Source organism: Hydrotalea sp. (genome assembly GCF_049968455.1).
Classification (GTDB): domain Bacteria; phylum Bacteroidota; class Bacteroidia; order Chitinophagales; family Chitinophagaceae; genus Hydrotalea.
Genome location: NZ_JBMFQT010000002.1, coordinates 226,573 through 242,173 on the forward strand (window position 1 = coordinate 226,573; position 15,601 = coordinate 242,173).

The following is a 15,601-nucleotide window of genomic DNA, read 5'->3' on the forward strand; positions in this document are numbered from 1 at the left end:
TTCCACAGTTTAAACAATAGCATGTAAATGAAGTTAATTCCGCTTAACTTTGCGCATCTTTTAACGTGGTCAACCTACATATATTATGAATTTATTTCAAATGCAAAATGAAGAATTCAGGAATCGTCATATAGGGCCTACAACTGCCGATACTGAACAAATGCTAAACACCATTGGTGTTGATACTATAGATACCTTAATACACAAAACCATTCCGGCAAGTATACGCTTAAAAAAACCACTAAACTTACCTAATTCTATAAGTGAACAGGGTTTTTTAAATGAGATAAAAGGTATTGCCGCACTGAACAAAGTTTTTAAAACTTACATAGGTCAGGGATATTTTAATACTATTACACCTTCCGTTATTTTACGAAATGTATTTGAAAATCCGGGTTGGTACACACAGTACACCCCCTATCAAGCCGAGATATCGCAGGGAAGGTTAGAAAGTTTATTAAACTTTCAAACCATGGTAACCGATTTAACCGGCTTAGAAATAGCCAATGCATCGTTGTTAGACGAAGCTACTGCTGCTGCGGAAGCTATGATTATGCTTTTTCATCATGCTAATAAAACTGAAAACACAACCAAACATCAATTCTTTGTTGATGAGCATATTTGGGGGCAAACCAAAGATGTGTTAATGACACGTGCCAACCCTTTAGGTATAAATTTAGTATTTGGACAATACCAGAACATATTATTAGATGATACTTTTTTTGGAGCTTTAGTTCAATATCCAGCTGCTAATGGTACAATACCCGACTATAGAGGCTTTATTGCCAATGTACATGCAGTAGGAGCTTATGCTGTAATGGCCACCGATTTAATGGCACTAACCTTACTTACATCACCTGGTGAAATAGGCGCCGATGTAGCCATTGGTTCTGCTCAACGTTTTGGTGTACCCATGGGTTATGGTGGACCTCATGCCGCATTTTTTGCTACAAAAGATGAATTTAAACGCAACATGCCTGGTCGGTTAATTGGCGTAAGTATTGATGCACAAGGCAATAAAGCGTTAAGAATGGCTTTACAAACTCGTGAACAACATATTAAACGCGAAAAGGCCACCAGTAATATTTGTACTGCACAAGCACTTTTGGCCAATATGGCTGCAATGTATGCCGTTTATCATGGACCAAATGGTTTAAAAAACATTGCTAAACGCATTCATATTCTTACAGTTGCGTTACAAAATGCATTAAAAGCATTAAACTATACCATAGTGCACAACCATTTTTTTGATACCATTTTTATAAATACCGAAGCACGAAATATAAAAAATATAGCCGAAGAACAAGGCATTAACTTCTATTACCCTGATAACAATACAATAGGTATTACTATTGATGAGACAACAACCCAGGATGATATTCTCAATATTGTTATGGTATTTGCCACAGCTCAGGAAAAAGATGCTGCGGCTGCAACTTTTGATGTAATATTTGCGGAAGAAAATCATATACCTGAATTTGCACATCGCCACTCAAATTATTTAACGCATCCTGTTTTCAACACACATCATAGTGAAACACAAATGATGCGTTATATTAAGCAATTAGAACAAAAAGATTTGGCATTAAATACCAGCATGATTTCTTTAGGCAGTTGTACCATGAAATTAAATGCTGCTACAGAAATGATTCCGGTAAGTTGGCCTGAATTCAGCCAACTCCATCCATTTGTTCCGACCAATCAGGCAAAAGGATACCAACTGATTATTAAAGAACTAGAACAATATTTGTGTAGTATTACCGGTTTTGATGCTTGTAGCCTTCAACCCAACAGTGGTGCACAAGGTGAATATGCAGGGCTACTTACAATTAAAAGATTTCATGAGGCACATAATAACCACCACAGAAATATAGTACTAATCCCTATTTCTGCACATGGTACTAACCCGGCAAGTGCTGTAATGGCAGGGATGAAAGTGGTCGTCATTAAAGGAACTGCGGAAGGCCATATTGATGTTGCCGACTTGAAGGAGAAAGCTGAATTACACAAAAATGACTTGGCCGGATTAATGGTTACCTACCCTTCTACCCATGGTGTTTTTGAAGAAAGTATTAAAGAAATTTGTGCTATTATTCATGAAAATGGCGGGCTGGTATATATGGATGGCGCTAACATGAATGCGCAAGTAGGATTAACCTCACCTGCTGAAATTGGTGCTGATGTGTGTCATTTAAACTTACATAAAACCTTTGCTATACCACATGGTGGTGGAGGTCCGGGTGTTGGTCCAATTTGTGTAACTAAACAATTGGCACCATTCATACCTGGTCATATTTTGAATAATCATCACTTAGGCACTGGTGCAGTAAGTGCAGCGCCTGTAGGTTCAGCATCCATACTATTAATTAGCTATGCTTACATAAAATTATTGGGCAAGGAAGGCGTTAAAATGGCTACCGAATATGCTATTTTGAATGCCAATTACATGAAAGCCCGGTTAGAACCTTATTACAAAATTTTATATACCGGCACTAATGGTTATGCGGCACATGAATTTATAGTTGACTTGCGCCCCTTTAAACAAAGTGCAGGTATTGAGGCCGAAGATGTGGCTAAACGCTTAATGGACTATGGCTTTCATGCTCCTACTATGAGCTTTCCTGTGCCTGGTACCATTATGATTGAACCTACAGAAAGTGAGGACAAAGCCGAATTAGATCGTTTTTGTGATGCTTTAATAGCCATTTTTGAAGAAATTAAAGCTATTGAAAATGGAGTTTCCGATAAAAATGATAACCCTTTGAAAAATGCACCGCATACACAATTAATGATAGCAGCCGATGAGTGGAATCACAGTTATAGCCGTCAACAGGCCGCATTCCCATTATACTATGTAACACAAAACAAGTTTTGGCCTTCTGTAGCACGCATTAACAATACATATGGCGACAGAAACTTAATTTGTACTTGTGAACCCATAGAAAGCTACATGGAAAAATAGTTTGTTGCAACAGAAAGAAGCATATTCAAAAATGAAGAATAAAGTAATATGCTTTCTTTTGAGAATGAAAGAAAAGGCTGTCTTTCACAAGGCAGCCTTTTTCAATTTTACTTTTCTTTACTCCATAAAAAAATTAATGTCCCCATCTATTATTTCCTCTACCATTATTTCCACCGCCACCGCCACGAGATGGTGCAGGGGCTGAACGTTGGACAGGAGCAGGCCTATTCATTTGAAAATTTTGAAACCGCATTTGACCACGTTGCTGCATTGCTTGCTGACGTTCTAAATTATGAATAACTTCTGGATGATTATTATTAACGGGAGTCCATTGACGTTGAGGAGTTCTTTGTTCCCATCTTCCTTGTTCATTTCTGTATACATTACCTTGCCTATCACTTAGAATATTATTTTCTCTTACCACATTATTTGGCATATTGGGTTGTACATGCTCTCCTCTAACATTTCTATTGTTCTCAAAATTGTTATTACGAATATTATTGTTGTTATAATTATAACGATCGTTACGAATATTTACATTTCTATTATTGTATACAAACCTGTTATTTGTTATTACATCATGTCGATAGTTATAAATGTTGTTCGTAACAAAGCGATTATTATTAATCACAACGGACCTTCTAGCATAAAAACCGGCATTTCTTCCATAAAATCCATAATTTCTAGGCGACCAGCAATAGGGAGGATGATAAATCCTGGGACCCCACCAACCTCCAGCCCATCCATTCCAAATAGTTGTACCAAACCCAACATTAAACCATCCAAAACTATAATTAAATCCAACCCCCCATCCGTACCAAGGATTATACATCATGTTGAAACCCCATGTAAATGGTCTTGGATAATAATAGTTTCCCCACCACGGCCTGTAATAATAACCTGTTCCATAAACTACTGTAGGCCCATAAACAAAAGTGTTTAAATATCCTGGCGTATAACCCATATAAACCCAATCGGGAGTGACATCATATATATATACATATTTCAAGTTATAAACCGGATAGCTAGGCGGAATAATATCAATTTCAGCAGGGCGTTCAGTTGCTACACTCCAAGGGCCGTTAGGTGTTGATGATACAAACCAAACGCCACTTTCTACTGTGTAATATAAATTACCATAGCGAACAACAGATGAAGAAGTATTAATAGCATATTGCATATTAGTGCCTTCAATAGGCCTAAAGTCAGGTTCACCATCATAAGTTACATCAGCAGCTGCTTTATTTCTATCTACTTTAGCTGTTTGTGGAATCTGAGCATCTAAAATAGCTTCTTTAGCCGCATATGTTCCCGGAACACTTGCTAGTACATTATCTTTTGGAGAACCTTCCGGTATTTTGGCAAAATCGGCAGGAATATTGGAGGCGGGAATATATTTCCAATTCCCATTTAGGCTATTTGAGGTAAACCAACGGCCAGAAACCAATATGTAATACTGTTGTGAATTGGTATCTAAGAAAATATCGTTGTTACTATTAGCAGCATACAATAAAGAAGTATTATCAATGGGCACCATGTTAGGTTGACCATTGGTTTGAATCAATTCCGCAGGTTGTGTACTAACAATAATGTCTGAATAACCGGTATAACCATTATCATCACTTTTATCTGAACTGCTACTGTAACCGGCTTGAGCATCATTAGCTGCATTTACAGCACTGGCAATTTTATTTAAATTGGCAGGTGGATTATACGCAGGTTGATAAGGGCCGGTTGCACTTGATGCTTTATACCAATGCTTAGCACCATATAAATAGAATTGACCATCAATATTTCTTACAATGGTAAATGGGGAATTGACAACAGCATCTAAACCCCAATTAGGATTTTTTTGCATTTTAGGTTCACCATCAATCAATACTAATATTGAGGGTTTACTTGCATAAATAATCTTAGGGGGGTTATTATCAAAATTTTGAGCCAATTTATTTTGCTCTGCATTATTATCTAATTGTGTCAACAACTCATCCATGGGTATTTCAATGCCTACCTGAGGTAATTGAGATTCAAGAGTCGTTTTTAGATAGTTAATATGGTTAACATCACTATCACTACTCAATTTTAAATTGGGAACACGAGTATTAATTAAATGCACTAAACGACTATCGCGATCGGTAGCAATAGTGGCAACGCACCAGAAAGTACCAAAAATCGGGTCGGAGTTATTTGAAGACTGAACAGACAATGCAGATCGAAATTTTAATATATCACCGGATAAATATTCCGGCTGCGGTTGATATATCTTTACGATTGAGCCATCATTTGCCGAAATTACCTTGGGCCATTCGCTATTATTTTGAGCTTTTATAGATGTAAAGGAACTTAGGAAGGTAAAGACAAATAAGGGCAAAACTATTAGGCGTAAGTTTTTCATACACTCAATTTTTAATGAAGTAAAAGTAAAACGGTATAAATTAAAAAACTACTTTATAGACTTTAAAAAAGGCTAATAAATTAATGATCGTTTCATAAAGCCTCATTTTTTTTGACAGTTTAACGTTTCTTTTGAATATTTCATTAATCTTTAAAGACCTACGCATAAAAAAACAGCACAAATAAATATTGTGCTGTTTCTATAGTAAAATATAAATTCTTTAACGATATATCCAGTTAAACTCATATTCCAATGGAGCTTTTATTCCAGTTCGCTCAGCTACTTTTCTAAATCGTGCCGGAAGGCCCATTAAATAATCTCTTGCTTTTTCTGCCTTATCTGTTAAGCCGGTCATGTATTCAATACCCCATTCTTTTACCAATGTTTCAACTATATCGGTATAATCTTTTGAAGTATAAACACCCAAGCGTTGCGCAGCATCACTAAAATGAGAAAAAGTTGCTCCAATTTTTTCACCTTGTTGACGAAGAAAATGAGCCGGCATTACAATTTTTTTACGCATCATATCTTCAAAAGCCAACATCATTTCACTAGTATCAATTTCAAAAATTCTTTCAATAAAACTTTTATATGCCTTGGCATGTCTAGCTTCATCACCTGCAATTACACCACAAATTTTTGACAATCTTGTATTACCATATTTTTTGGCAATGGTTGCTGTTCTTCTATGCGAAATTTGTGTAGCAGTTTCTTGAAATGATGTGTATACAAAATTCAAATAAGGATCATTGGCTACACCAATATCCATTCCATCGGCAATTAAGTATTGTGTGCTGATTTGCATTTGGCGCATATTTACCCTTCCGGATAAATAAATGAACATGTTCAATAAATCACCGTGCCTATTTTCTTCAGCAGACCACATTCTCACCCAACGGCTCCACCCTTGCGTATTTTCATTTACAATTCCTTCTACCTGCATTAACCACCCTTCATAGGTTGGTAACGCTTCTTCCGTAATTATATCACCAACTAATACTGCCAAATAATCATAAGGCAATTCTTTACATTCTTTTTGCAATTCCTTCACTTCCTCTAAAAAATTGGGATCATTGCTTTGAGGTAAAAAATCGGCAGGCTGCCAATTTTCATCAATAGGTTTTAAGTAAGTTTCAATAATATCATCCATTTCTTTCGACAAATGAACCATTACTTCTTTTCGGGTTGCTTTTTTAATCTCTAACAAGGTTACTAAAATAAATTGTATGAATAAATGTTTGCAAAGTTAAGTTTCCTTGACGCGAAACAATCATTCAAACCGTTAATTTTATTTTTTGTTGAAAAATTTGATTTTTGATATAATCAATTTCTTAACAGAAAGACGTATTTTAATACTTTTATTACCCAACCAACACCAAACCCAATTATATGAAATTTCATTGGAGCAAAATTGTGCTAACCATCGTTTTATTACTTGCAATAGTTTTAGTTGTACTTACTTTGACACATAACCCCTGGCCTCAACAAAATGCCAAACCGCAATTCCCTTTGCCTGATTCAGCTATTGTACATATGAGTGAGGCAATACAAATACCAACCATTTCACCTGAAGATACTCTTCACATTGACACTATACACTTTCAAAAATTCAATGCATTTTTATCACAAGCGTATCCGCTTATCCATCAACACCTTACCAAAACCGTTGCCAATGGATTCAGTTATATCTTTAAATGGCAAGGTCTCGATCAAACTTTGGCTCCCATAATTTTAATGGGTCATTATGACGTGGTACCGGTTGAGCATGCTTCACTGAATATGTGGAAATACCCTCCCTTTAGTGGTAGTGTATCTGACAAAGCAATTTGGGGTCGTGGTTCTGTTGATGACAAATCGGGTGTAATTGCAATTTTAGAAACCATTGAAGAACTTTTAAAAGAAGGTTATCAGCCCAAACGCACTATTTTTTTGTGTTTTGGCCACAATGAAGAATCAACGGGAACCGGCGCAATGGCAATTGTTGATACTTTGCAAAATTGGGGAGTAAAGGCCGACTTAGTAATTGATGAAGGAGGTGAAATAAGTACAGAAAAATTAAAAGATGTTCCTCGACCCATTGCATTTATAGGCGTTGCTGAAAAAGGTTATGCTACTTTTCAATTACAAGTGAACATACCTGGCGGGCACTCATCAAAACCGGCAAAAGAAACATCCATTGATGTTTTGGCTAAAGCCTTGTACCAATTACGTAGTAAGCAAATGCGGGCTCAGATAACGGCACCTGTTGCCACTTTCCTAAATCGTGCAGGGGCCTCGTCTTCAAATTTTTTAAATAAAATGATATTTACCAATCAATGGTTTTTTGGCCCCATCGACAAAAGAATTTTAGGCGTCACTGCTGAAAGTAATGCAATGATAAGAACAACTATTGTTCCTACCATATTAGAAAGTGGAGTACGTGAAAATGTAATTCCTACCATTGCTACTGCTATTATTAATTCAAGAATTTTAACCGGTGAAACTACACAAGATGTTTTGAAGTTTATGAAAAATGTTATTAATGATAGTAGAGTGGACATTAAAATTACAGGTGATTTTAATACAGAGCCATCTTCGGCTACTGATGTGCAAGGACCTGCCTTTTTAGCTGTGCAACAAGCCATATCAGATGTTGTAAGCAATGTTATACCAGTGCCCTATATTATGATTGGCGCTACAGATAGCAGAAATTATAGAAAAATAAGTAATGGTGTGGTAAACTTTTCTGCCTTGCAAGATAGCAAAGGTTATCACGGTATAAATGAGCGCCTACCCATTGCCGATTTTACCCGTTGTTATAATTTTTACAGATATTTAATAAGTAATAGTGCAGCATTGGTACATCCATAATCTATTCTGAATTTATTTTTAGCCTTTGTTATAAGTTGCATGATTAACTTTACCCGGTAATTACTACAAATGAGTATAGATCTTGGCCAATACAATAACTTGAAAGTTAACCGAAAAGTAGACTTTGGTTTTTATTTAGATGATGGTAAGGAAGGCATTCTGTTACCTAAACGTTTTGCCCCAGCTAATTTAAAAATAGGCGATGAAATAAAAGTTTTCATTTATCACGATTCAGACAATAGATTAATAGCTACCACACAAGAACCTTTAGGTGTCGTAGGCGATATAGTTACATTAAAATGTGTAAGCACTACCCCTGCAGGTGCATTTTTAAACTGGGGATTGATGAAGGATTTATTTGTTGCTAAATCGCAGCAAATTACAGGCATGCGTAAAGGAGGAAATTATTTGGTTAAAATATATATTGATGAACAAAGTAACCGAATTGCCGCATCAGAAAAAATTGATCGCTTCTTAAGTAATGATGAACTTACGGTAGCGGAAAAAGAACAGGTACAACTGTTAGCTTATAGAAAAACAGATATTGGTTATAGCATGGTCATTAATCAAAAGCATTTAGGTTTATTACACGATAATGAAGTGTTTAAAGATTTAACGATTGGTAAAACTTATCCCGGATACATTAAAAGAATTTTACCTGACAACAAAATTGATGTAGCATTGGGTAAACCGGGTTTTCAAAAAGTAGCTGATGAAGCTGAAATCATTATTCAACTCTTAAAACAACACGGTGGTTTTTTACCATTTCACGATAAGTCTGCACCGGAAGATATTTACGCAACATTTGGTATGAGTAAGAAAACATTTAAAATGGTAACAGGCAATTTATTTAAGCAAAAGAAAATCGCTTTAACTAATCAAGGAATTCAGCTTTTATAAAAACTTCTTTAAGTACGAAATAAAATGAAAAGCGCCTCCAATTAAATTGAAAGCGCTTTTATTAATTATAGAAAACTAATTACTTCTTAACATTTACAGTGATAGCAGAAGACAATTTACTGCCATATGAACGGTGAATACCATCGGCAAACTGTAAAGCTAACCGATGCTTACCAGGTGTAAGTTGAATGGTGGTTACTTTCTGTGCGTTTCCAAAGTGTAAGTGTAAACTATCTTTAGGAACAACAATACCCATAGGAATAGAGTCACCACTATCAATTAATAAATGATGGTGACCTGAATTAGGTATTACATGTCCAGAAGAATCTACACTAATGCCATCGGCACCCATTTCTACTTTTAGTGGTGATGATACCGTTTGTCCATCTTTTAAATTTTTAAAATACACTTTTGCCCCATCCGGAATTGGAGGAACAGGTGGTACCACTTCAGCAGTTTTGGCTGCTGTATCAACAGCTTTTGCTGCCATTGAATCTTTTGAAGCATTTGATTCACTACCAGAATTACAAGCTGCAAAAACAATTAATGCAGTTGCTGAAACAAAAAACATTTTTCGCATATGCTTATTTTTTAATTAAAGAAAAAACCTCTATTACTTGAAAAAACTTTTAAATATACCGAATAAAATGATAGATTGTAGAATATTCCTCATTAAAAAAACATTAGATTAATCAGTCAAAAGCATTGAACCTCTAAATGGTTAAACTATTATCAATTAATTTTGTTCTCTCTTCAAAAATAAATTCTAATTATGATAGCAACAAAAGCTTATGCAGCACAAGCAGCCACTACACCCTTAACACCCTTTCAATTAGAAAGAAGAAACCCTGGTCCACACGATGTACAAATTGAAATTTTGTACTGTGGTGTTTGCCACTCCGACATCCATCAGGTTAGAAATGAATGGGGTAATTCCATTTATCCGATGGTACCCGGACATGAAATTGTAGGACGCGTAACCTACGTAGGCGATCATGTTAAAAATTTTATAGTAGGCGATTTAGCTGGAGTAGGATGTTTTGTAGATTCATGCAGAACATGTCCTAATTGCCAAGCAGGTTTAGAACAATATTGTGATACCGGAATGATTGGCACTTACAATGCCTTAGATAAAGAAGGCAAACCTACCTATGGTGGTTATTCTACTCAAATTGTGGTAGATGAACAGTATACTTTAAAAGTACCTACTAATCTCCCATTATCTGGCGTTGCGCCACTTTTATGTGCAGGTATTACTACTTATTCCCCACTTCGCTATGTTGGCGTAAAAAAAGGACATAAAGTTGCCGTATTAGGCTTAGGCGGTTTAGGACACATGGCAGTTAAGTTTGCTGTTGCTTTTGGAGCAGAAGTTACCATGTTAAGTTCATCTCCCTCTAAAAAAGCTGATGCAGAACGCTTGGGTGCCCACCATTTTGCACTTACTTCAGATAAACAAACCATGCAACAATTAGCCAACTCGTTTGATTTTATTTTAAATACCGTTTCTGCTCCGCATGATTATAACACTTACTTGCCGCTATTAAGAACCAACGGTACCATGATTGTAGTTGGTGTACCTCCTACTCCATCACAAGTACCTGCATTTAATTTAATAGCAAACAGAAGAAGCATTATAGGCTCATTAATTGGTGGCATTAAAGAAACACAAGAAATGTTGGATTTTTGTGGTGAACACAATATTGTTTCAGATGTTGAAGTAATTGATATTGATTACATCAATGAAGCTTATGAAAGAGTATTAAAAAGTGATGTTCGTTACCGCTTTGTAATTGATATTGCTTCATTAAAAAAATAATTCCGAATTCAATCAAATAAAAAAGCCTGTAGCTTCATAGCTTACAGGCTTTTTTTATTGAAGCATTTTTAGCCATTTAAGGTATGCATCATTGCTTCGGGATAGCGTGTACCTGCTGCTGCATTTTTCGGAAAAATATTTTCTATTGCTGCTAAATCTGCTGCAGAAAGATGTACATTCAAAGCCCCAACATTCTCTTCCAAATATTTAATTTTTTTGGTACCGGGAATAGGAAAAATAAAATCGCCTTGTGCTAAAACCCAGGCTAAAGCTAACTGTGCCGGTGTGCAGTTTTTTTCTTTTGCCAATGAAGTAATTTTATCTACCAATTGCAAATTTTTATAAAAATTATCACCCTGAAATCTTGGTGAAAATCTTCTATAATCATCCGGGGCAAAATCTTCAAACTTTTTAAACTGACTGGTTAAAAAACCTCTTCCCAAAGGACTATATGGAACAAAAGCTATACCTAATTCTTTACAGGTAGCCAACATACCATCCTCAGGTTCACGAGACCACAATGAATACTCACTTTGTACAGCCGTAATAGGATGCACGGAATGGGCTTTACGTAAAGTTTCAACAGAAACCTCACTAAGGCCCAATGCCCTTACCTTTCCTTCTTTCACCAAATTTGCCATAGCACCAACCGTTTCTTCAATTGGGGTAGCTGGATCTTTTCGATGCAAATAATACAAATCAATTACATCAGTATTCAATCTTTTTAAACTAGCTTCGCAAGCTTGTTTTACATATTCAGGTTTACCATTTAATGAACGATTCTCATTATTTGCACCACTACGAACAATGCCAAATTTTGTAGCTAATGTTACTTCAGAGCGATGATTCTTTAAGGCTTTTCCTACCAATATTTCATTGGTATAAGGGCCATACATATCAGCAGTATCCCAAAATGTAACCCCTAAGTGCAAGGCATGATGTAATACTTGAATATTTTCCGCATCATTTGCCGGACCATAAAATTCACTCATCCCCATACAACCTAAACCAATTTCCGAAGAGTTCAATCCAACGCTTCCCAATTTTTTTTGTTTCATAATTCTATTTTTAAACATTAAAATATTATTACATTAAATTAGATTTCATCTTTTGAATTTGTTGTTTTGAACCCAGAATAATTAGTTTCATTCCTTCACTAATAATGGTGTTTTCCGGCGGGTTGATGAGAAAACGACCATTTTTTTGTTTAATGCCAATACAATTTACGCCTGTTTGTTTCCATTCCATAATATGTTGTAGAGTTGTATCTTTAATTGCATCAGGCAAATGGCTATAATCAACTGCTTCAATATTCATGCTTTCATCTTCGTGGCCGGTTAAATAATCAATAAAAGCAACCACATCGGGCTTAGAAACAATGGTAGCCATATGTTTACCTCCAATTTTATCGGGCATAATAACATGGTTGGCTCCTGCTTTTTTAAGTTTTGCAACCGCCGAAGTATGTGATGCCCGACTAATGATTTGCAAATGATTATTTAACGATCTTGCAGATAAAACAATAAAAACATTATCAGCATCTTCCGGTAATGTTGTTATTAAACTAACTGCTCGTTCAATTCCCGCTTTCTTTAATATCATATCATCCGTTGCATCACCTTTCAAGAAAATAAGTTGAGGATAAGTTAATATAAACTCTTGAATATGTTTTTCTTCCGGTTCAATTACAACAAATGGTGTTTGCTGATCAATTAATGTAAGTGCCGCCTGCTGTCCATTCCTTCCAAAACCACAAATAATTACATGATGATTTAATGTATCTAATGTGCTCATAATTTTTTTGTTTTTAAAATGTAAGGCCATTTCACCACTTACTATAAAACGGGTAACACTGGCTAATGCATAGGTAAATGTTGAAAATGAAAGAATAATAAAAAATATATTGAATATCTTACCCGAATCACTTAATGGCCTTATTTCTTGATACCCCACTGTTGTAATGGTAATAATGGTCATATATAATGCGTCTATAAACGACCACTTTTCTATTACCATAAAACCCAAAGTGCCAATAGCCAATATGGCAATAATTATTCCAGCCCATATATATAAAGGTTGCCTTACTTTCAAATTACTAAGTTTTAAATGTTAAGCCACTCCTATTTTAGTAGCCATGATAAAATTAAGTTTATTTCAACAGATGTTAGTTGTAGCTATTTAGATTTATGTTTGCAATAAAAAAAATATGAGTGTTGCTGATAAATTGTTCCAATGGAAGCAAAGAAAAGCTGCTGAAAACTTACAAGCAGGTAATGAATTTTTAGCTAAAAATGCACAAAGGCCAGAAGTAATTACCCTAAACAGCGGATTACAATATGAAGTACTAATAATGGGAACCGGACAAAAGCCATTAATTACTGACACAGTAATTTGCCATTATGAAGGAAAATTACTAAACGAAACTATCTTTGATAGTAGTGTACAACGGGATAGGCCTGCTGTATTTCCATTAAACAAAGTAATTAAGGGTTGGACAGAAGCATTACAATTAATGCCTGTAGGAAGTAAATGGCGCCTATTTATACCGTCAAATCTGGCATATGGTAATCAACAAATTGGTTCTATGATAACTCCCAACAGTACACTCATTTTTGAAGTAGAGTTATTGGGAATACAATAGTCATTTACATTCTTTCACTCAACTCCAACCAACGATTTTCCTTTTCGGAAAGTAAATTGGTGATGGTAACTAATTGTTCACTCACTTCTTGAATGGTAGAAAAATCTAGATTACCGCCACTCAAGCGTTGTGCCAACTCATTTTTTTTAAGTTCTAAATCCGCAATTTCATTTTCTAATATTTCAAACTCTCGCTTCTCTTTGTAACTTAACTTCTTTTTTTCCGGAACTACTTGAGCGGTTTGTGCTTCTGAAGTAATCTTGTTGTCGGCTGTCCGTTGTAGTGGTACTGTCTTTCTTTCCTGTTCTTTCAACCAAATTCTATATTGAGAATAATTACCGGGGAAGTCGCGTATAACACCATCGCCTTCAAAAACAAATAAATGATCAACCAACCTATCCATAAAATAACGATCGTGACTTACAATGATTACACAACCTTGATATTCACTTAAAAATTGCTCAAGTACAGCTAGTGTTGGTAAATCTAAATCGTTAGTAGGTTCGTCTAGAATTAAGAAGTTAGGATTCCGGAATAATACCACCAGTAATTGCAAACGTTTTTTCTCTCCACCACTTAACGATTGTAAATAGGTGTATTGTTTTTCAGGTGTAAACAAAAACATTTCCAAAAACTGTGCTGCACTGATTGACCCACCATTTGCCAAAGGAAAACTCTCTGCGAAGGTTTTCACATATTCAATTACCCGCATGTTTTCTTTGATTACCAAACCGGTTTGCGAATAATTGCCAAATTTTACGGTATCACCAATATTAATTTTCCCGCTATCTAAAGGTTCTAATTGTTGTAACACATTTAAAAATGTGCTTTTACCAACCCCGTTTTTACCCACAATACCAATACGCTCACCTTTTGAAAAAGTATAATCAAACCCTTTTAAAACAGTTAAGTTTCCAAAGCTCTTATACACTTTTTTCATTTCTACAATCTTCCCTCCCAGCCTACTCATTTTTACTTGCAACTGAACTTGAGCATCTTCAATTTTTTGTTTGGCTTTTGCTTCAATATCATAAAAATTGTCTTGCCTACTTTTACTTTTTGTGGTGCGAGCCTTGGGTTGTTTCCGCATCCATTCTAACTCTTTTCGGTATTGATTTTTGGCTTTATCAATACTAGCCTGTTCACTTTCAATACGTGCTGCTTTTTTTTCTAAATAGTTTTCATAATCACCTTTGTATACATACATATTTTCTCTTTCCAGTTCCCAAATTTCATTGGTAACAGCGTCTAAAAAATACCTGTCATGTGTAACCAAAAGTAAAGTAACATTTTGCTGACTTAAATAATTTTCCAGCCATTCAACCATTTCAACATCTAAATGGTTGGTGGGTTCATCTAATATAAGTAAGGTATGTTGATGATGAAAACCAATATCAATTAAAGTTTTAGCTAAAGCAATGCGTTTTCTTTGTCCACCACTTAATACACTAACGGGTTGTTGCAAATGGTGAATATTCAATTTTGAAAGTATTTGTTTCACTTTTACTTCAAAATCCCAGGCATGTAAAAGTTCCATTTGTTCATAAAGTTCAGCCATTGCAGTGCCATCCTCTCTATCAGCGGCAGCTTCATAAGCTTTTATTAAGCGTATGGTAGGATTGTTAGAAGTAAATATATTTTCTAATACGGTTAATTCTTCTTGAAAAACAGGTTCCTGATCTAACAAAACAACGGTAATATCTTTATGTATAAAAACAGTACCGGAGTCGGGTGTTTCCTTCCCGCTAAGAATACGAAGTAAAGTTGATTTACCAACCCCATTTCGGGCAATTAGGGCAATTTTATCACCTTCGTTAATGTGAAAAGTAATATTCTTAAACAAAGGATTTACACCAAAACTCTTCGAAAGACCCTCTACAGTAACATAATGCATGCTGCAAATATAAACAGAATAGAAATGTTCATTTCATCTGCTTTATTCCAAGTAAATGAAATGGAGTTTCCCGTAAAAAAGCATTTAATTTTAACTGTTTATTTTTGTCTTCATCAATGCAACAGAAAATTTGAAATTGA

The 15,601-nt window shown here is 35.3% G+C and carries 11 protein-coding genes; 5 read left to right on the forward strand and 6 right to left on the reverse strand.

The window, feature by feature from the left end; translation table 11 throughout:
• Positions 1–85: 85 nt before the first annotated feature.
• On the forward strand, positions 86–2,962 hold the full coding sequence (gene gcvP / locus ACP5P5_RS02530) for an aminomethyl-transferring glycine dehydrogenase (RefSeq protein ID WP_428284542.1): 2,877 nt from the start codon (positions 86–88) through the stop codon (positions 2,960–2,962).
• A 133-nt stretch (positions 2,963–3,095) separates the two neighbouring features.
• Here gcvP and ACP5P5_RS02535 read toward each other — a convergent pair whose 3' ends face one another.
• Together ACP5P5_RS02535 and ACP5P5_RS02540 are read right to left on the reverse strand one after the other, a co-directional pair.
• Positions 3,096–5,357, reverse strand: coding sequence for a hypothetical protein (locus ACP5P5_RS02535; RefSeq protein ID WP_428284543.1), 2,262 nt, complete (start codon positions 5,355–5,357; stop codon positions 3,096–3,098).
• Positions 5,358–5,577: 220 nt separating this feature from the next.
• A complete protein-coding gene (locus ACP5P5_RS02540; protein ID WP_428284544.1) occupies positions 5,578–6,564 on the reverse strand; it encodes an acyl-ACP desaturase in 987 nt (328 codons plus the stop codon).
• Positions 6,565–6,746: 182 nt separating this feature from the next.
• On the opposite strand from ACP5P5_RS02540, the gene ACP5P5_RS02545 reads away from it, so the two are divergent.
• A complete protein-coding gene (locus ACP5P5_RS02545) occupies positions 6,747–8,207 on the forward strand; it encodes a M20/M25/M40 family metallo-hydrolase (RefSeq protein WP_428284545.1) in 1,461 nt (486 codons plus the stop codon).
• Positions 8,208–8,276: 69 nt separating this feature from the next.
• Complete coding sequence (locus ACP5P5_RS02550; protein WP_428284546.1) at positions 8,277–9,107, forward strand: CvfB family protein; 831 nt, start codon at positions 8,277–8,279, stop codon at positions 9,105–9,107.
• Positions 9,108–9,186: 79 nt separating this feature from the next.
• Here the strand turns inward: ACP5P5_RS02550 and ACP5P5_RS02555 are convergent, their stop codons facing one another.
• Positions 9,187–9,687, reverse strand: a complete 501-nt coding sequence (locus ACP5P5_RS02555) for a DUF4399 domain-containing protein (RefSeq protein ID WP_428284547.1) — start codon at positions 9,685–9,687, stop codon at positions 9,187–9,189.
• 192 nt (positions 9,688–9,879) lie between these two features.
• On the opposite strand from ACP5P5_RS02555, the gene ACP5P5_RS02560 reads away from it, so the two are divergent.
• Complete coding sequence (locus ACP5P5_RS02560) at positions 9,880–10,926, forward strand: NAD(P)-dependent alcohol dehydrogenase (protein WP_428284548.1); 1,047 nt, start codon at positions 9,880–9,882, stop codon at positions 10,924–10,926.
• A gap of 68 nt (positions 10,927–10,994) precedes the next feature.
• Here ACP5P5_RS02560 and ACP5P5_RS02565 read toward each other — a convergent pair whose 3' ends face one another.
• Positions 10,995–11,984, reverse strand: coding sequence for an aldo/keto reductase (locus ACP5P5_RS02565; RefSeq protein ID WP_428284549.1), 990 nt, complete (start codon positions 11,982–11,984; stop codon positions 10,995–10,997).
• Positions 11,985–12,012: 28 nt separating this feature from the next.
• Complete coding sequence (locus ACP5P5_RS02570) at positions 12,013–13,017, reverse strand: potassium channel family protein (protein WP_428284550.1); 1,005 nt, start codon at positions 13,015–13,017, stop codon at positions 12,013–12,015.
• Between the two features lie 115 nt (positions 13,018–13,132).
• Between ACP5P5_RS02570 and ACP5P5_RS02575 the strand changes: the two genes are divergently transcribed.
• Complete coding sequence (locus ACP5P5_RS02575; protein WP_428284551.1) at positions 13,133–13,567, forward strand: FKBP-type peptidyl-prolyl cis-trans isomerase; 435 nt, start codon at positions 13,133–13,135, stop codon at positions 13,565–13,567.
• Positions 13,568–13,571: 4 nt separating this feature from the next.
• On the opposite strand, the gene ACP5P5_RS02580 is transcribed toward ACP5P5_RS02575, so the two are convergent.
• Positions 13,572–15,461 (reverse strand): ABC-F family ATP-binding cassette domain-containing protein, encoded by a 1,890-nt coding sequence (locus tag ACP5P5_RS02580; RefSeq protein WP_428284552.1) that lies wholly within the window; start codon positions 15,459–15,461, stop codon positions 13,572–13,574.
• Positions 15,462–15,601 lie beyond the last annotated feature (140 nt).

Bases quoted from the DNA above. Each gene is read 5' to 3' on its own strand.
- gcvP (WP_428284542.1), top strand. From the start codon at position 86: ATGAATTTATTTCAAATGCAAAATGAAGAATTCAGGAATCGTCATATA.
- ACP5P5_RS02535 (WP_428284543.1), bottom strand. From the start codon at position 5,357: ATGAAAAACTTACGCCTAATAGTTTTGCCCTTATTTGTCTTTACCTTC.
- ACP5P5_RS02545 (WP_428284545.1), top strand. From the start codon at position 6,747: ATGAAATTTCATTGGAGCAAAATTGTGCTAACCATCGTTTTATTACTT.
- ACP5P5_RS02550 (WP_428284546.1), top strand. From the start codon at position 8,277: ATGAGTATAGATCTTGGCCAATACAATAACTTGAAAGTTAACCGAAAA.
- ACP5P5_RS02555 (WP_428284547.1), bottom strand. From the start codon at position 9,687: ATGCGAAAAATGTTTTTTGTTTCAGCAACTGCATTAATTGTTTTTGCA.
- ACP5P5_RS02560 (WP_428284548.1), top strand. From the start codon at position 9,880: ATGATAGCAACAAAAGCTTATGCAGCACAAGCAGCCACTACACCCTTA.
- ACP5P5_RS02565 (WP_428284549.1), bottom strand. From the start codon at position 11,984: ATGAAACAAAAAAAATTGGGAAGCGTTGGATTGAACTCTTCGGAAATT.
- ACP5P5_RS02575 (WP_428284551.1), top strand. From the start codon at position 13,133: ATGAGTGTTGCTGATAAATTGTTCCAATGGAAGCAAAGAAAAGCTGCT.
- ACP5P5_RS02580 (WP_428284552.1), bottom strand. From the start codon at position 15,461: ATGCATTATGTTACTGTAGAGGGTCTTTCGAAGAGTTTTGGTGTAAAT.